Annotated in this window: 17 protein-coding genes and 1 other RNA gene; 7 read left to right on the top strand and 11 right to left on the bottom strand. The window is 72.1% G+C overall.

Annotated features, from left to right (window positions below):
• Nucleotides 1-100 precede the first annotated feature (100 nt).
• The 5 genes from WFQ05_RS11395 (at nt 101) to WFQ05_RS11375 (ending at nt 6017) form a co-directional block, all read left to right on the top strand.
• Nucleotides 101-298 (top strand): zinc-finger domain-containing protein, encoded by a 198-nt coding sequence (locus WFQ05_RS11395; RefSeq protein WP_130517041.1) that lies wholly within the window; start codon nt 101-103, stop codon nt 296-298.
• Nucleotides 288-1421, top strand: coding sequence for a glycosyltransferase family 4 protein (locus WFQ05_RS11390; RefSeq protein ID WP_337053901.1), 1134 nt, complete (start codon nt 288-290; stop codon nt 1419-1421). Before WFQ05_RS11395 ends, WFQ05_RS11390 begins: the two co-directional genes overlap by 11 nt.
• Complete coding sequence (locus tag WFQ05_RS11385; RefSeq protein ID WP_131658993.1) at nt 1418-2740, top strand: O-antigen ligase; 1323 nt, start codon at nt 1418-1420, stop codon at nt 2738-2740. The genes WFQ05_RS11390 and WFQ05_RS11385 overlap by 4 nt, the downstream gene beginning before the upstream one ends.
• Nucleotides 2724-3620, top strand: a complete 897-nt coding sequence (locus tag WFQ05_RS11380) for a lysophospholipid acyltransferase family protein (RefSeq protein WP_337053899.1) — start codon at nt 2724-2726, stop codon at nt 3618-3620. The genes WFQ05_RS11385 and WFQ05_RS11380 overlap by 17 nt, the downstream gene beginning before the upstream one ends.
• 270 nt (nt 3621-3890) lie before the next feature.
• Nucleotides 3891-6017: a hypothetical protein gene (locus WFQ05_RS11375; RefSeq protein WP_337053898.1), complete on the top strand. Its 2127-nt coding sequence runs from the start codon at nt 3891-3893 to the stop codon at nt 6015-6017.
• A gap of 84 nt (nt 6018-6101) precedes the next feature.
• Here the strand turns inward: WFQ05_RS11375 and lpxL are convergent, their stop codons facing one another.
• Complete coding sequence (gene lpxL, locus WFQ05_RS11370) at nt 6102-7052, bottom strand: LpxL/LpxP family Kdo(2)-lipid IV(A) lauroyl/palmitoleoyl acyltransferase (protein WP_337053896.1); 951 nt, start codon at nt 7050-7052, stop codon at nt 6102-6104.
• A 67-nt stretch (nt 7053-7119) separates the two neighbouring features.
• On the opposite strand from lpxL, the gene waaA reads away from it, so the two are divergent.
• Nucleotides 7120-8412, top strand: coding sequence for a lipid IV(A) 3-deoxy-D-manno-octulosonic acid transferase (waaA, locus tag WFQ05_RS11365; RefSeq protein WP_337053895.1), 1293 nt, complete (start codon nt 7120-7122; stop codon nt 8410-8412).
• 331 nt (nt 8413-8743) lie between these two features.
• On the opposite strand, the gene WFQ05_RS11360 is transcribed toward waaA, so the two are convergent.
• The 3 genes from WFQ05_RS11360 to WFQ05_RS11350 all read right to left on the bottom strand — a co-directional run bounded on the left by WFQ05_RS11360 (nt 8744) and on the right by WFQ05_RS11350 (nt 10681).
• Nucleotides 8744-9589, bottom strand: coding sequence for a SirB1 family protein (locus WFQ05_RS11360; RefSeq protein WP_130535687.1), 846 nt, complete (start codon nt 9587-9589; stop codon nt 8744-8746).
• Nucleotides 9590-9649: 60 nt separating this feature from the next.
• The gene (locus WFQ05_RS11355) at nt 9650-10105 is read right to left on the bottom strand and encodes a DUF192 domain-containing protein (RefSeq protein ID WP_130535688.1); all 456 of its coding nucleotides are present in this window, start codon (nt 10103-10105) and stop codon (nt 9650-9652) included.
• Nucleotides 10106-10186: 81 nt separating this feature from the next.
• A complete protein-coding gene (locus tag WFQ05_RS11350) occupies nt 10187-10681 on the bottom strand; it encodes a hypothetical protein (protein ID WP_337053893.1) in 495 nt (164 codons plus the stop codon).
• A gap of 155 nt (nt 10682-10836) precedes the next feature.
• Here WFQ05_RS11350 and WFQ05_RS11345 point away from each other — a divergent pair, with 155 nt between their 5' ends.
• Nucleotides 10837-11262 (top strand): hypothetical protein, encoded by a 426-nt coding sequence (locus WFQ05_RS11345; RefSeq protein WP_337053892.1) that lies wholly within the window; start codon nt 10837-10839, stop codon nt 11260-11262.
• 182 nt (nt 11263-11444) lie between these two features.
• Here WFQ05_RS11345 and rpiA read toward each other — a convergent pair whose 3' ends face one another.
• The 7 genes from rpiA to WFQ05_RS11310 all read right to left on the bottom strand — a co-directional run bounded on the left by rpiA (nt 11445) and on the right by WFQ05_RS11310 (nt 16639).
• Nucleotides 11445-12092, bottom strand: coding sequence for a ribose-5-phosphate isomerase RpiA (gene rpiA / locus WFQ05_RS11340; RefSeq protein ID WP_130517063.1), 648 nt, complete (start codon nt 12090-12092; stop codon nt 11445-11447).
• 98 nt (nt 12093-12190) lie between these two features.
• Nucleotides 12191-12664 (bottom strand): EVE domain-containing protein, encoded by a 474-nt coding sequence (locus WFQ05_RS11335; protein WP_337053891.1) that lies wholly within the window; start codon nt 12662-12664, stop codon nt 12191-12193.
• Entirely contained in the window at nt 12661-13248 is a 588-nt protein-coding gene (locus tag WFQ05_RS11330) for a 5-formyltetrahydrofolate cyclo-ligase (RefSeq protein WP_337053890.1), read from the bottom strand. Before WFQ05_RS11330 ends, WFQ05_RS11335 begins: the two co-directional genes overlap by 4 nt.
• Nucleotides 13249-13301: 53 nt before the next feature.
• Nucleotides 13302-13486, bottom strand: a non-coding RNA gene (gene ssrS, locus WFQ05_RS11325) — 6S RNA.
• A 383-nt stretch (nt 13487-13869) separates the two neighbouring features.
• Nucleotides 13870-14166 carry a cell division protein ZapA gene (locus WFQ05_RS11320; RefSeq protein WP_130517069.1) on the bottom strand — a complete coding sequence of 99 codons (297 nt, stop codon included), beginning with the start codon at nt 14164-14166 and terminating at the stop codon, nt 13870-13872.
• On the bottom strand, nt 14163-14384 hold the full coding sequence (locus tag WFQ05_RS11315) for a TIGR02449 family protein (protein ID WP_130517071.1): 222 nt from the start codon (nt 14382-14384) through the stop codon (nt 14163-14165). The genes WFQ05_RS11320 and WFQ05_RS11315 overlap by 4 nt, the downstream gene beginning before the upstream one ends.
• A gap of 68 nt (nt 14385-14452) precedes the next feature.
• Nucleotides 14453-16639: an EAL domain-containing protein gene (locus WFQ05_RS11310; RefSeq protein ID WP_337053889.1), complete on the bottom strand. Its 2187-nt coding sequence runs from the start codon at nt 16637-16639 to the stop codon at nt 14453-14455.
• Nucleotides 16640-16849: the final 210 nt, after the last annotated feature.

Raw genomic sequence — 16849 nt, 5'->3', positions numbered from 1 at the left:
GCAAGCGAGACCCATCGCCGCCTGGGCGGCTCCCACAAAGACGGGGCAAGCCCCCTGCTAGAATCCTCGCCCTTCACGGTCTGCGTTCGAGTACCCCGCCATGAGCCAACCCGCCACCGCGCCGGCCAATGCCGAAAAGCGCTACACCGTCACCCGCGCCGACCTGCCGCTGAGCTGCCCGCTGCCGTCGATGGCGCTGTGGAACTCGCATCCGCGCGTCTACCTGCCCATCGAGGACGCGCCCAACCGCGAGGCCGACTGCCCGTACTGCGGTTCGCACTTCGTCCTTGCCGACTGAGCCGGGCACGCGCCGGCTGACGGTGGTGCAGCTGCTGCCGGCACTGCACGCCGGCGGCGTCGAGCGCTCCACCCTGGAAATCGCCGCCGCGCTGGTCGCGGCCGGCCATCGCGCCATCGTGGTGTCCGCCGGCGGGCGCCTGGTGCCAGCGCTGGAAGCCAGCGGCGCCACCCACCTGACGCTGGACATCGGCCGCAAGGCGCTGGGCACGCTGCGCCATGTGCGCACGCTGCGCGCGCTGTTCGAGCGCGAGCGTCCCGACATCGTCCACGCGCGCTCGCGCCTGCCGGCCTGGATCGGCTGGGGCGCGCTGCGCGGCATGCCGCGCGCCGCGCGCCCGCACCTGGTCACCACGGTGCACGGGCTCAATTCGCCCGGCGCCTACAGCGCCATCATGACCCGCGGCGAGCGCGTGATCTGCGTGTCCGACACCGTGCGCCGCTACGTCCTGCAGCACTATCCCAGGACCGATCCGGCGCGCCTGCGGGTGATCCCGCGCGGCCTGGATCCGACGCAATTCCCACGCGCGCCGTGGCCTGATGCGCCGATGCGCGCCTGGGCCGCCGAGCAGTTCCCGCAGCTGGCCGGCGACGGCCCGCTGCTGCTGCTGCCCGGGCGCGGCACGCGGCTCAAGGGCCATGGCGACGGCCTGCAGCTGCTGGCCGCGCTGCGCGCCGACGGGCTGGACGCGCGCCTGTGGCTGCCCGGCGCGCGCGAGCCCGGCCGCGAGGACTATGTGGCCGAGCTGGAAGCCCTGGCGGCGCAGCTGGGCATCGCCCAGGCGGTCGCCCTCACCGAGGTCACCGCGCGCATCGCCGACGCCTATGCCGCCAGCGACCTGGTGCTGCAGCTCTCGCGCAAGCCCGAGTCGTTCGGCCGCACCGTGATCGAGGCCCTCTCGGTCGGGCGCCCGGTGCTGGGCTGGGCGCACGGCGGGGTGGGCGAACTGCTGGGCGAACTGCAGCCCTCCGGCGCGGTCGCGCCGTTCGATGCGCAGGCGCTGGCCGCCGCCGCGCGCGCGCTGCTGGCCGCACCGCCGGCGCCGCCGGCTACCATGCCCTACACGCTGGCCGCGATGCAGCGCGCCACGCTGGCGCTCTACCAGGAACTCACCGCCCCATGACCACGCCCGCCCCGACGCCCCGACTTGCCCCGCGCGCGGACGGCTGGCGCTGGGCACCGGCCTGGATCCTGCTGTTCGTCGCGCTGTGGCCGGCGCCGGGCTATGCCGAGGCGGTGCTGGCGCTGGGTGCGCTGGCGGCGCTGGTGCAGCTGGCGCTGCACCGCTTCCGCGGCGGCGATCGCCTGCTCAGCAACGAGGCCTGGGCGCTGACCAGCGTGATGTTCTGCGCCTACTGGGTGCCGGAATTCATCTCCGCCTTCGACGCGGTCGACCATGGCCGCGCCTGGGGCGAGGCCGCCACCGACCTGCGCTATCTGCCCTTCCTGTGGCTGGTGGCCTCGGCGGTGGCCAACGAGCGCGGCCGGCGGATCACCTTCGGTGGGCTGGCCATCATCGTGGCGATCTGGACGCTGGATGCGCTGGTCCAGGTGGCGGTGGGCACCAGCCCGCTGTTCTTCGGCATCGATGCGCTCAAGCAGGCCTTCAGCGGTCACCCGATGTGTTCGGCGGCCGAGGTCGAGGCGGTGGACCGGCTCAGCGGGTTCCTGGGGCCGTGCAACCTCAAGCTGGGCCTGGTGCTGGCCAGCCTGTCGCCGTTCGGCCTGTTCGCGGCCGGGCGTCGCTTCGGCATGGGCGGCTGGCTGCTGGCCGCGGCGGCGATCGGCGTGGTGGTCCTGCTGGCCGGGGCGCGCGCGGCCTGGATCACCTATGCGCTGGTGCTGGTGTTCTCCGGCTGGCGGCTGCTGGGCTGGAAGCCGCTGCTGGGCGTGTTCGCCACCGCCGCGGTGCTGCTGGCGGTGATGGCGGTGGCCTCGCCCAAGCTGGCCAAGCGCGTGCAGCTGACCACCGCGGCCTTCGCCGGCGACGAGGCCGGCGTGGACACCGCGCTGTCCGGGCGCGGGCGCATCTGGCAGGCCGCCGGCTGCATGATCGGCGAGCACCCGATCAACGGCGTGGGCGTGCGCAACTTCCGCGATGTCTTCCCGGCCTGCGATCCCACGCCGAGCGTGGCGCCGGCCTGGGGCCACGGCCCGGCGCTGCACGCGCACCAGATCGTGCTGGAGATCCTGGCCGAGACCGGCGTGATCGGCCTGCTGCTGTGGCTGTCCGGCGCGGCGCTGGCCTGGCGCGCGTGGCGCTTCGCCACGCCAGAGGCGCGCGATCGCGCGCGGCCGGCGATGCTGGCGCTGGCGGTGACGGTGTTCCCGTTGAACACGCACCTGGCCTTCTACTCGACCTTCTGGGGCGGGCTGACGCTGCTGCTGGCCGCGCTGTACGCCGGCAGCCTGCTGGCGCGCCACGATGCCGCCGCGGCCTGAGCCGCGCTGCCCCGGCCTGGGTCCGCTGCGCTGGCTGTGCCGGCGCGTGGCGGCCTGGCCGCAGCGGCGCGTGCTGGCGCTGGGCCGCGCGATGGCCTGGCTGCTGACGCCGCTGCTGGCCTCGCGCCGGCGCATCGCGCGGATCAATCTGGCGCTGTGTTTCCCGCAGCTGGACGCGGCCGCGCGCGAGGCGCTGGTGCGCGCCAACACGCGCGACAGCGTGATCGGCCTGCTGGAGATGATCCGCGCCTGGTACGCGCCCTCCAGCGCCTTGGCCGGGCTGTTCGAGGTCGAGGGCCTGGAGCATCTGCGCGCCGCGCAGGCGCAAGGCCGCGGCGTGCTGCTGCTGACCGCGCACTTCCCCAATGTCGACCTGGGCGCGCGTCTGCTGGGCGAGGCGCTGGGCGCGCCGATGTCGTGCATGGTCCGGCGCACCGGCGGCTCCTGCGGCGAGCGGCTGATGCAGGACGGGCGCCGGCGGGTGTTCGCCCATGTGGTCGGCAAGAAGGACGTGCGCGGTCTGCTGCGCGCGCTGTCCGGCGGCGCGCGTATGGTCTACCTGGCCGACCAGAACTTCACCTACAACAGCGCCTTCGTGCCGTTCTTCGGCGTGCAGGCCGCCACGCTGACCACCACGCCCGAGCTGGCGCGCCGCGCCGGCGTGGCGATCGTGCCGTACTGGTGCCAGCGCCTGGCCGATGGCCGCTACCGCGTGCGCGTGGACGCGCCCTGGCCGCAGGCCGACGCATCCGACCCGAGCGCCTTCGCCGCGCGCTACATGCGCGAGCTGGAAGCGGTGATCCGCGCGCATCCCGCGCAGTACCTGTGGTGGCACCGGCGCTTCAAGACGCGGCCGGCGGGAGAGGCTTCGCCCTACTGACGAGGAGTGAGCGCAGAGGAGTGAGAAGTGAGCGAGCTCCTCTTTTTCTCATTCCTCGCCCTCTTCGCTCGCTCCTGGCCAATGATGCGGCGCGGCGGGCGCCCACCTGGCGGGCGGGCCACAATCGCGCGTCGCTCCCGGGGGTCGAGCATGGCGCTGCGCAGCGTGTCCGCGGTTGTGTTGAGCATGGCCGCGACGGTCTGCCTGCTGGCAGAGGGGAGCAGGGCGGCGACGCGCATAGATGTCGCAGCGCCGCGCGATGACGCAGGCGTGCCGTCCTGGACCGTCACGGCGCCCTTGCAGGAGCGCTACCTGGCCGCGCACGGCCTGCGCGGCTTCGCCGGCGGCTACGGCAGCGATGGGCTGGAGGTGTGGAGCTTCCCGGTGCAGATCGCATCGGGCTATCGGCTGGAATTCCTGCGCGGCGACGGCACGCGCTGGGAGGCCGCCGACGCGCCGGCCGCGGCCACGGTGGATCCCTTCGGCCTGACCCGCGTCTACGCGGCGCCGGGGCTGCGCGTGTCCGAGCGGATCGAGGCGCGCGACACGCTGCCCGGCGTGCGCGTGCGGCTGCGGGTGGAGCAGGCGCCGACCGGGCTACGCATCCGCGTGCACCTGGTGCCCTCGCTCAACCTGATGTGGCCGGCCGGCATCGGCGGCCAGGAATTCGGCTGGGACGATGCCGCCAAGGGGCTGCTCCTGCGGGAGCCCAGCGGCGCCTTCCGCGCCCTGGTGGCCTCGCCGCAGGCCGGCGCGCACAGCGTGCCCAACAACGACCGCCGCGGCAGCGCCTTCGGTCAGCCGCTGTTCCTGGACCTGCTGCCGACCGCCTGCGGTCGCGCCCGCTGCGCCACGCTGGCCCTCGCCGCGCAGAGCGAGCGCGGCGAAGACGTGCACGACACGGTGGCCGCGCTGCTCGAGGCGCCCGAGGCGCCGGCCGCGGCGGATGCCGCGCGCTACGCGCAGGCCACGCGCCTGCGCATCGCCACGCCCGATGCCCAGGCCGACCGCGCGCTGCGCTGGGCGCAGGTGGCGCTGGAACAGGCCTGGTCGTGCAACCCGCGGCTGGGCTGCGGCCTGGTCGCCGGCTACGGGCCCTCGCACGGCGCGCGGCGGCCGCAGTACGCCTGGTACTTCGGCGGCGACGGGCTGGTGACCACGCGCGCCCTGATCGCCAGCGGGCAGTTCGAGCGCGCGGCGGCGCAGCTGGCGTTCGAGCTGCGCTACCAGCATCCGGACAACGGCATGCTGTGGCACGAGCTGTCGCAGAGCGCCGGCTTCCTGCAATGGGTGCGCGACTACCCGCACATGTACGCGCACGTGGACATCGCCTTCGACTTCCTGAGCGTCACCGCCGAGTACGCGCGGGCCAGCGGCGATGACGCCTTCCTGCGCGCGCACTGGCCGCAGCTGCTGGCGGCCTGGCGCTACTGCCGGGGGCTGATCGATGCCGGCGACGGCCTGCCGCGCGTGCCGGCCGGCAAGATGAGCGGCAACGAGCAGGACGCGCTGACCGACGAGCTGACCCTGTCGGCGGCCTGGGTGGACGCGGCGCAGGCGATGGCGGCGATGGCCGACACGCAGGGCGACGCTGCGCTGGCCGTGCAGGCGCGTGCCGACGCCGTGCGCGCCCGCGCTGCCATCCGCGCGCGCTACCGCGACCCGGCGGGGCAGTGGATCAGCGGCTTCCACCGCGACGGGCGCCCGGGCGAGCGCTTCAGCGGCGCGGACCTGGCCGCCATCGGCAGCGGCGCGGCCACCCCGCAGGAGGCCGCGGCCATCTTCGCGCAGCTGGCCACGCCGGACGTGCTCACCGACTGGGGCCTGCGCAGCAAGCCGGCGAGTGCGCCGGATTACGAGCCGCAAGCCTATTCGCGCGGCAGCGTCTGGGGCCTGGGCAGCGCGGGCGCGGCCGAGGCAATGTGGCGCGCCGGCCGCGGCGCGCAGGCGGCGGACCTGTGGCAGCGGCTGGTGCCCTGGGCCGCGCAGGACGCACCGGGGCACATGCACGAGGTGCAGTCGGGCGCGGCCTTCGTGCCGCAGCGCGAGTCCGTACCCGAGCAGACCTGGTCCTCGGCTTCCTTCCTGTCGGCCGCCATCGGCGGGCTACTCGGACTGGAAGTGGACGGCGCGCGGCGGCGGCTCGCCTTCGCGCCGCAGCCGCCGGCCGAATGGAACTGGCTGCGCGTGCAAGGCGTGCGCGTCGGCGCCGACGGCGGCACGGTCGACCTGTCCTGGCGGCGCGAAGCGCACCGCGCCGTGCTGGAGCTGGACAACCATGGCCAGGCCTTCGACCTGACCTGGCGCCAGTTGGGCGGCAATGCCGCGCCGCCCACGCTCGAACGCCGCATCGGCCCCGGGCGCACGCGCCTGGTCCTGCCTTGGAGCGAGGAGTGAGCGCAGAGGCGTGAGGCATGAGGCGTGAGGCGTGAGCAGGAGCGGCTTTCGCTCACGTCTCACGCCTCTCCACTCACTCCCGCCTCACCGATACAGCGCGCCGCGCCCCTCAGGCTGGCGCTTGAAGCGCCGATGGATCCACAGGTACTGCGCCGGCACCACGCGGATCATCGCCTCGATCGCCGCCATCACCCGCGCCGTGTCGGCGGTGGCGTCCTTGGACGGGAAGTCCTCGAACGCCGGCGACAGCCGCAGCGTATAGCCGCCATCGGGCCGGCGCTCGTGGGCGAAGGCGATCACCGCCGCGCCCGACAGCCGCGCCAGCTGATGGGTCGAGGTCAGGCTGTAGGCCGGCCGGCCGAAGAACGGCACGAACACGCTCTCGCCCCGGCGCGTGTCCTGGTCCGGCGCGAACCACAGCAGCCCGCCCTGCTTGAGGTGCTTGAGCGCCGGGCGCAGCTCCTCGCGGCCGAACATGGCCGTGGCATAGCGCAGCCGGCCGCGCTTGACCGCCCATTCCATCGCCCCGGTGGCGTGCGGGCGGTACATGCCGGCCAGCGGCGCGCAGTCGCACATCAGCCGCGCGGAGAGCTCCAGCGTGGTGAAGTGGCCGGAGATCACGATCACCCCGCGCCCGCCGGCCTGCGCGGCCTGCAGATGCTCCAGGCCTTCCACGCGCAGGTCGCGGCGCATCGGCGCCACATCGCCCCACCAGGCGCGCGCGAACTCGAACAGGCCCACCCCCAGCGCGGTGAACACCTCGTCCAGCAGCCGCGCGCGCGCGGCCGCGTCCAGCTCGGGGAAGCACAGCTCCAGGTTGCGCGCGGCGACCTTGCGGCGCGCGCCCAGGACGACTTTGAGCAGCCGTCCCAGCGGCTTGCCGAGCCTGCGCTGCAGGCCCCAGGGCAGGCGCGCGGCCAGCGCGGCCAGGCCGATCCCCAGCCAGGTCGGCCAGGTGGACGGCGCCAGCGGCGCCGGGCCGGGATCGAAGGGCGTGGCCTGGCGCGGTGCGGCCTGCGCGGAACGGTCGGTCATGGCCGCCATTGTAGGCCGGGCGGCGCTGGATCCCCGTGCCGCGTCCTTTCTCGTATCCTTGCGCCCGATGCGTCGTGACCTGACCGAAACATGGTTGCGTGCCCTGTATTCGGCCGTGCTCTACGTGCTGACGCCGGCCACGGTCTACCACCTGATCTGGCGCGGGTTCCGCGTTCCGGGCTATTTCCAGCGCTGGGGCGAACGCTATGCCGCCTGGAGCGGGGCGCCGCACGAGGTGGACGTGTGGGTGCACGCGGTCTCGGTGGGCGAGGTCAACGCCGCCGCGCCGGTGGTCGACGCCCTGCGCCGCGACCATCCGCACCTGAAGCTGCTGATCACCACCATCACCCCGACCGGCTCGGACCGCGTGCGCGCGCTGTGGGGCGATGCGGTGCTTCACGTCTACGCGCCCTACGACCTGCCCGGCGCGGTCGGCCGCTTCCTGGCGCACTTCCAGCCCGGCGTGGCCCTGGTGATGGAAACCGAACTGTGGCCCAACCTGCTGCTGGGCTGCCGCGACCGAGGCATCCGCAGCTACATCCTCAACGCGCGGCTGTCGGCGCGCTCGCTGCGCGGCTACCGCGTGCTGGCGCCGCTGATCCGCCGCGTGGTGGCCAGCGTGCACCGCATCGGCGCCCAGTCCGTCGCCGACGGCAAGCGCTTCGTGCGCCTGGGCGCCTCGCCCGAGGCCATCGTGGATACCGGCAATCTCAAGTTCGACATCGCCGTGCCGCAGGGCCTGGACGCGCTGGTGGCGCAGTTCGGCCGCCAGGTCGGCGCGCGGCCGGTGTGGATCGCCGCCAGCACCCATCCGGACGAGGAGGCCCAGGTGGTGGCCATCCACCGCCGGCTGCTGGCGCGCTTCCCCGACCTGCTGCTGCTGTGGGCGCCGCGCCATCCCGAGCGCTTCGGGCGCGTGGCCGAGCTGGCCCAGGCCGCCGGCTGGCGGGTCGGCCGGCGCAGCCTCGCCGGCTGGCCGCGTGCGGGCGATGCGGTGTTCGTGCTCGACACGCTGGGCGAGCTGATGGGCTTCTACGCCTGCGCGCAGGTGGCCTTCGTCGGCGGCAGCCTGCAGGCCATCGGCGGCCACAACCTGCTCGAACCGGCCGCGGTCGGCACCGCGATGGTCACCGGCCCGCATCTGCACAACTTCGTGGAGATCTCGCGCCGCCTGCAGGAGGCCGGCGCGCTGGAGATCGGCCGCAACGCCGAGGAGGTCGGCACGCTGCTGGAGGCCCTGCTGGCCGACGCACCACGGCGCGCGCAGATGGCCCAGGCCGGCCGCCTGCTGGTCGAACGCGGCCGCGGCGCCCTGGCCCGCACCATGCAGATGGTCGCCCCGGACCTGCGCCCGCGCTAGGCCGCGCCAGAAGACATCAGCCGCCTTCGGCGGCCTGTAGAGCGGAGCTTGCTCCGCTGGGGCTTTACCCACGAACCAACCGAAGCGCAGCGGAGCAAGCTCCGCTCTACGGCGTGGCTTGCCAATGATCCGATCAAGCGCAGCGGAGCAAGCTCCGCTCTACGGGTGGCTTTGCCAATGATCCGACCAAGCGCAGCGGAGCAAGCTCCGCTCTACAAGGAGGGCGCGGCGTGAGCGGAGGAGACCGCGACTCCGGCAGCGCCATCCCATGGCTGCCGGTGCTCGGGGGCGAGGCCAGATCCGGCTTGCCTCGAACCGGCAGCCTCAACCCTCAATGCGTCCGCGAACGCCCAGCATTGAGCTCGATCAGCCGCTCGCGGATCGCATCGGCATCCTGCGCCTTCGGCGCCACCTGCAGATAGCGCGACAGGTCGGCCTGCGCGCCGCGGGCGTAGTCGAGCCTGAGATAAGCCAGGCCGCGATCGCGCAGGGCGTCGGGCTGGTCGGGCACCAGCTTGAGCACGCGGTCGGCGCTGCGCGCGGCGCGGTCCCATTCGTCGCGCTCGGCGTAGACCCCGTGCAGGTTGCGCAGCACGCGCACCAGGATCGCCCGGTGCGAGGCCGGGTCCAGGATCTGCAGCAGCGCATTGTCGTCGGGCACATCGCCGCCCAGATGCGGCTTGGCGCGCTCGCGCAGCTCGTCGGCGCCCAGCGGCCGGCCGCCGTTGAACGGGTCCATCACCAGGATGCCGTCATCCACCGGCAGGCGCACCAGGAAATGCCCGGGGAAGGACACCCCGTCCAGCGGCACGCCCAGCCGGCGCGCCACCTCGATCTGCACCACCGCCAGCGAGATCGGATTGCCCAGGCGCCGCTCGAACACCTCGTTGAGGTAGCTGTTGCGCGGGTCGTAGTACTCGTCGTGGTCGCCGGCGTAGCCCAGCTCCTCGAACAGGTGCCGGTTGATCGCCGCCATCTTCAGCGGCCAGGACGCGATCAGGTCGATCTCCCGGCGCAGATGCTCGGCGTGGCTCTGCACCAGGGTGTCGTAGAGGTCGGCGTCCAGCTGCGGGTATTCATCGCGCGCGATCAGCAGCGCGGTGCCCAGCAGCGGCAGCGCATCGTCGGCCTGGCTGGCCAACGAACCCCATTCCGGCAGTGTCAGTCGATCCCCCATGCCCACAGACTGCAGGCATTCGCGCGGCTTATCAAGCCCGCCCGCGTGGCGCGTTGGCGCTCAGTTGGGCTGGGCTTTCAGCTCGACCTTGGGGTCCACTTTCAGCGTATCGCCGTCCTTGACGCCGAGCTTGGCGGCCTGGCCCGCGTTGAGCTCCAGCACGTACAGCGCCGGGGCCTTGCTGGGGTAGGACGGGCAGGCGTTGCCGGCGCTGCACGGCGGCACGTCGCGCTGCTGGCCGACCAGCTTGAGGTCGTGGTCGAAGTAGAGGATGTCCAGCGGGATGTGGGTGTTCTTCATCCAGTACGACAGCGGCTGCTCGTCTTCGTGGATGAACAGCATGCCGTGATCGGCGGCCAGCTCGTCGCGGAACATCAGCCCGCGCTGGCGCTCGCCTTCCTGATCGGCGATCTCGACCTGGTAGCGCTGTCCGGCCAGCTCCACCCAGGGCGTGCGCGCGCAGCCGGTGGTGCAGATCAGCAGGAGCGCGGTGAGCAGGACGAGGCGAAGAGACATGCGGACAGCCGTGGCGCGTTCGGGAGCGCGCACCTTCGTGCAAGGCCCGGGGCAGGTCAAGTGCGCCGCGGCCGGCGGCCGTCACCGCGCGTCCGGTCGCTCCGCGTCGTAGGCCTGGGCGATGCCGGCGTACTGGCCGCGCGCACGGCGCGCCAGCGCATCGACCACGGACGGGTCGGGCTGGCCGAACAGCCGGCCGGCCAGCGCGGCGGCCGCGGCCTCCAGGCCGAGCGGATCGTCCGGCGTCCCGGCCCGCGCAGCGGCGTCGTACTGGCCGAAGCGCTGCTCCAGCAGCGCGGCCAGCCCCGCGTGCGCCGCGTCCCGGGTGACCCCGGTGGCCTCGGCCTGCTTGGACAGCAGCCACCACGGCGGCCGCGGCGTGGCCTGGCGCGCGGGCGGCGCGCCGTCCAGCACCCGCAGCAGCGCGAACTGCGCCAGCCAGACGCGAAACACGAACAGCTCCAGCAGGCAGGCCGGCGGATCGCCGTGCCGTTCCAGCACCTGCGCATAGGCCAGGCGATAGTCGATCCAGCGATAGGAGGCTTCGACGGCGGCGTAGGGCGAGCTGTGGTGCATGCGACATCCTGTCGGTGCGGTTCCGCGCGCATCGGGGCCTGGGTGCAGCGCAGGCCCGGGCCGGGCGGGGAGTCTGGCTTGTCTAAAGCCTAACTTTACTTTATTTGAAAGTCAGATGCGCAAGTTGCAGACTCCGGCCTCGCTACCGTCGTGGCATGGATATCGCGCGCAGACGGCAAGGCTTCGCCAGCCGTTTCAACAAGGCCCTGGAGACCTCGGGTCGTTCGGGGCTCAGCGACGGCGAGCTGCTCAAGCTGTTCGGCCGTCACGGCATCGCGGTGACCACCAAGACCGTCTCCAACTGGCGCAACGGCAAGCACATGCCCCGGCTGGAGCAGATCGAGGGCCTGGCCGAGGCGCTGAACATGGAGGCCGCCGAGCTGGCCTTCGGCGGCAAGGGCGGCAAGCTGCGCGTGCAGGAGCCGCGTGCGGCCTGGCATGCCAACAGCCCGGAGGAGCGCACCCTGGTCGAGGGCCTGGCGCTGCTGGAGCCGGAGGAGAAGGCGCTGGTGCAGGAACTGGTGCGCGTGCTGGGCCAGCGCCACGCCGCCAAACGCCGCGGCCGCCGCAAGCGCGCCTGACGCAGCCTGGGGAGCCACTGGCTCATCCGATTTGTAGAGCGGAGCTTGCTCCGCTGCTCTTACGTCCGGTTCGCGGCGAAGGCCTGCAGCGTAGAGCGGAGCTCGCTCCGCTGCGCTTCGTTTGGTTCGTCGGGAAAGCCCCAGCGGAGCAAGCTCCGCTCTACACGGGGGATCGGCCTGCTTTACAGCACCTGCGGCGGTTCGCCGCCGACGATGACCACATCGGCGCGGCGGCGCGCGAACAGGCCGACGCTGACCACGCCCGGGATCTGGTTGAGCGCGGTCTCCATCGCCACCGGGTCGGTGATCGACAGGTTGTGCACGTCCAGCACCACGTTGCCGTTGTCGGTGACCACGCCGTCGCGCCAGACCGGCTGGCCGCCGGTCAGCGCCAGGATCTCGCGCGCCACCAGGCTGCGCGCCATCGGGATCACTTCCACCGGCAGCGGGAAGCGGCCCAGCACCGGCACCTGCTTGGACGGGTCGACGATGCACACGAAGCGCGCGCTGGCCTGGGCGATGATCTTCTCGCGCGTCAGCGCCGCGCCGCCGCCCTTGATCAGGCACTTGTGCGGGTCGCACTCGTCGGCGCCGTCCACATACAGCGACAGCGTGCCGGTGTGGTTGAGGTCCAGCACCTCGATGCCGTGCGCCTTCAGCCGCGCGGTGCTCTGCTCGGAACTGGACACCGCGCCCTTGATGCGCGAGGGGTCGCGGCCGAGCGCGTCGATGAAGTAGGCCACGGTCGAGCCGGTGCCGACACCGACGATCATGCCGTCTTCGAGGTAATCCATGGCTTTTTCGGCGGCCAGGCGCTTGGCTTCGGTCATGAGGGCAGATGTGAGTGGAGAGGAGTGAGGAGTGAGCAAAGGCAGGAGCCGAGGCGATGGGGGAGGCGAGCTTTCGCTCATGCCTCACTTCTCTTCGCTCACTCCTGCTCTAACGACAGCAGCAGTTTCCACTGCGCCGCCGTCACCGGCAGCACCGACAGGCGCGTGCCCTTGCGGATCAGGGCGAAGTCCTCGCCCAGCGCATCGGCGTGTTCGCGGATCTGCGCCAGGCTGACGCCGTGCTTGAGATGGCGCACGTACTTGACGTCCACCAGCTCCCAGCGCGGCTGCGCCGGATCGGACTTGGGGTCGTAGTACTTGGACTTCCTGTCGAACTGGGTCGGGTCGGGATAGGCCGGGGTCGCCACCTCGGCCACGCCGTAGATGCCCGGCACCTCGGCGTTGGAGTGGTAGAACAGCACGCCGTCGCCGACCTGCATGGCCTTCATGAAGTTGCGCGCCTGGTAGTTGCGCACGCCGGTCCACGGCTCGGTGCCCACGCGCTTAAGGTCATCGATGGAGAAGTCGTCCGGTTCGGACTTCATCAGCCAGTAGCGGCGGCGGGCGGTCATCGCGGTTCCAGGAGGAGCGTGGAGGATTCGGTGCAGATCGCGTCGGGACGCACGTCCCAGGCGCGCGGCGGCGGCAGGTCGGTGCGCTGGGTCTCGAAGCCCACGCCCACCAGCCACGGCGGCGGCGCGCTCGCGGTGCGCATGGCGAAGCTGCGGTCGTACCAGCCGCCGCCCATGCCCAGCCGGTGGCCGCTGGCATCGAAGCCCACCAGCGGCATCACCACCAGCGCCATCTGTTCGGGTTCCAGCGCCGAGGACGGCGCCACGTCGGGTTCGGGAATGCCGAAGCGGTTGGTCACCAGCCCGTCGCCGGCGCGCCACGGCGCGAAGCGCAGCTCTTCGCCATGCAGCACCGGCAGGCAGTAGACCAGGCCGGCGCGCAGCTTGAGCTGGAAGGCGTGCAGGCCGATCTCGCCATCGGTGGCCCAGTAGCCGGCGACGTAGCCGCGCTCGGGCAGGAACGGCAGCGCCAGCAGCCGCGCGGCCAGGGCCTCGGCGCCGGCGATGCGCGTGGCGGCGGGCAAGGCGCGGCGGCGTTCGCGCAGGCGCGCGCGCAGGGCGGGCAGGGCGTCGCTATCGCTCATGAAAAAAGAATGCCGCGTCCTGGTGCAGGGCGCGGCATTCTAGAAGATTGAAGACATCCTCCGCCAATGGCGATGCGGCGAAACGACCTTGAACCCGGGGTTCAAGTGGGACAGCTTGGGGGCCATCGGGCTTCCCGCTACAAGGCGGACTTGCGCTCCCGGCTTCCGTTGCTGCCCCGCGGTCGTCATTAAGGGACAAGGCGAATGTTTTGCACGCTGTCGATCACAGCAGAGGATGCGCGGCCAGTATAGCGATGCGTCGAGGTTTGCCTAGGCCGTTCGTCGGCGCGGTTCAGTGCGCGGTGGTGGACGTGCAGCGGATGTGTGGGTGGCGCGCGCTATCGCGAGCGCTGCGATGCGCCGGTGAAGTCTTATTGCAAAGGCTTCATCGCCGCGATCCCGGCTCCCACGCCTGCGTGGGATGACGAGGATGACAGACAGGCTGCGTCTGGCGAGGGCTGGTGCGAGCAACTGCATCCTCAAATCTCGCGGCGTCCTGCCTGTAGAGCGGAGCTTGCTCCGCTGCTCTTCGTTCGGTTCGTGGGGGGAGGCCACAGCGGAGCAAGCTCCGCTCTACAGGTAGGAGACGGCCACAAGGGCGGCTCCCACCTGGCACCCGCGTCAGCGCGGTTCGAGCCAGCCGTCCAGGCGGCGGTGCAGGTCGGCCAGGGTGCGCGTGAGTTCGCTGTCCTGCGCGGCCTGCTGGTCTCGCAGCTGCTGCAGTTCGTGCGCCAGGTTGAGCGCGGCCAGCACCGCGATGCGGTCGGCCGAGGCCATGCGGTGCGCGCCGCGCACCTCGCGCATGCGCGTGTCCAGCAGCTTGGCCGCGGCCATCAGGCTGCCGCGCTCGCCCGGCTCGACGCCGATGGTGTATTCGCGATCCAGGATATGGACGTTGACCGGCTCGCTGCTGCTCACGTGTGCTGCTCCAGCGAGCGCAGGCGGGTGATCATCGCCTCCACGCGCGAACGCGCCAGTTCGTTCTTGGCCAGCAGCTGCGAGCGCTCGCTGCTCAGCTGCTCCTGCTGCACGCGCAGGCTGCGGTTCTCCTCCGTCAGCCGCTGGCAGCGCTCGCCCAGCTCCTGCAGGCGCGAGGCCAGGGCGCGCAGCTGTTCGATGGCATCGGGCGGATTCATGCCGGCACCTTAGGCACGGGGCCGGCGGCCGGTCAAGCTGGAGGCGGGCGCGCGGCGCAGGCCTGGGTTCAGGCGCTGGCGCGCAGGTCCGGTTCGGGGGCGTAGTCGCGCAGGAATTCCAGGCACTGCAGGCGTTCCATCGCCCGGGCGACATAGTGGCCCTGGACCTCGTCGCAGCCGCGCTGGCGCAGGAAGGCCAGCTGCGCTGCGGTCTCCACGCCCTCGGCCACCACCTTGAGCGAGAGCGACTGGGCCAGGGCGATGATGGCGCTGGTGATGGCCTCGTCCTCGAGGTTCTGGTCCAGGTCGCGCACGAAGGTCTGGTCGATCTTCAGCGTGGTCAGCGGCAGGCGCTTGAGATAGGCCAGCGAGGAATAGCCGGTGCCGAAGTCGTCGATCGCGATCGACACGCCCAGTGCGCGGCAGGCCTCCAGCACGCTGCTGCTCTGCTCGGGGTTGGCCATCAGCACGCTTTCGGTCAGTTCCAACTCCAGTCGCGAGGGGTTGACGCCTGCCTCGGCCAGCACGCGGGCGACCACGTCGGCCAGGTCGCCGCGCTGCAGCTGCAGGGCCGAGACGTTGACCGCCACGCTCAGATGGGTCAGGCCGGCCTCGTGCCAGGCGCGCAGGGTCTGGCAGGCCTGGCGCAGCGCCCAGATGCCGATCTCCACGATCAGGCCGCTCTCCTCGGCCAGCGGGATGAACAGGCTGGGCGAGATCTCGCCCAGTTCGCGGCTTTCCCAGCGCAGCAGCGCCTCGGTGCCGGTGATGCGCTCGCGATGCAGCGACAGGCGCGGCTGGTAGACCACGCGCAGCTCGTCGCGCTCCAGCGCCCGGCGCAGCGCGCTGGACAGGATGGCGCGGTGGCGGGTCTTCTCGTCCATCACCTCCGAATACACCGCCCAGGTGTGGCGGCCGGCGGCCTTGGCCTGGTACATGGCCGTGTCGGCGTGCTTGAGCAGCTCGGTCGGCACCTGGGCGTGCTCGGGGTAGAGGCTGATGCCGATCGAGGGCGAGACCGCCAGCTCCAGCCGGTCGCCGAAGGACAGCGGCTGGGTGAAGGCCTGGATGATGCGCTCGGCCACGCGCTCGGCATCGACCGGCGCGGCGATGCCTTCCAGTACCACGGTGAACTCATCGCCGCTGAGCCGGGCCACGGTGTGCTGGGCGCCGACGGTCTGCTGCACGCGCGCGGCGGCCGCGCGCAGGATGCGATCGCCGGTGGCGTGGCCCAGCGAGTCGTTGATGTCCTTGAAGCGGTCCAGGTCGATGAACAGCACCGCCACGCGGCCCTTCTCGCGGCGCGCGCGCACCACCGCGCGCGAGAGCCGCTCGGACAGCAGCGAGCGATTGGGCAGGCTGGTCAGGGTGTCGTAGTTGGCCAGGTAGCGCAGCTCCTGCTCGGCGCGCTTCTGCTCGGTGATGTCGCCCAGCACCAGCACCACCATCGGCCGCTGCCCGCTGCCGTCGGGCACCACATTGGTCTCGATGCGGCACAGGATCTCCTCGCCGTCCTTGCGCACCTTCCAGGCCTCGCCGGACCAGCGGCCCTCGCGCGCCAGCTGCTGGCTCATGCGCGAGGCGCTGTCGCCCAGCTTCTGCCGGCTGTCCAGCAGCGACAGCGGCTGTCCGGCCACTTCGGCGCCGTCGTAGCCGGTCATTCGGCTGAAGGACGGGTTGACGGTGATGAAGCGGTAGTCGGCATCGAGCACGGCCACCGCCTCGCTCATGCTGCGCATGACCTCGCTGGCCACGCGGTGCTCGTATTCGGCGCGGCGGCTGGCGGTGATGTCGCGCGCGGTGCCGGCCAGGCGCAGGGCGCGGCCATGGGCATCGCGCTCCACCACCCGGCCGCGCGCGCGGACCCAGATCCAGTCGCCGTCCCCGCGCAGGTCCATGCGGTGTTCGGACATGAACAACGGTTCCTGCCCGCGCAGGTGGCTGCGCAGGCGCTGGGTCACCAGCGGCAGGTCGTGCGGATGCACCGCGGGCATTTCGCCGATGCGGGTGAGCATGACGATGGTGTGGCTGGCGGGAGACTGCTCGTCGGCGCGCATGCGATGCAGGCGGCGGCCGATCAGGTCGTAGTCCCAGAACACCTCGCCCGAGGCCCACAGCGCCAGCTTGAGCGGATCCTCGCTCTCCGGCGCGGTCGATACGTGCGCACGGCGGCCGGGCAGGTACGGCCGCCACATGGCGCGCGTGCCGACCGCGATCACGCCCAGCAGCACCAGCGCGGCCAGCGCCATCCACATCGATGACAACGATGTCGAAGCGGCGCCAGCGCCAAGCAGGAAGGGCAGGGAGGACGGTGGCATCACGTGGGAACGGCTCCGCCGCGGCGGCCAGGACAGGCGCTGCCCGGCAGTGTAGGCGTGAGCGCCGTCACACAACAAGCGGCGCTGCGGGCTTTCGATTTACACTTGTTCGATGCATCCGTTTTTCAACTCAGACCGTGCGCAGGT

The sequence above is a fragment of the Pseudoxanthomonas sp. USHLN014 genome (genome assembly GCF_037153335.1).
Classification (GTDB): Bacteria; Pseudomonadota; Gammaproteobacteria; order Xanthomonadales; family Xanthomonadaceae; genus Pseudoxanthomonas_A; species Pseudoxanthomonas_A winnipegensis.
The sequence above is the reverse complement of the archived record's forward strand: the minus strand, read 5'-3'. Positions and strand labels throughout refer to the sequence as shown.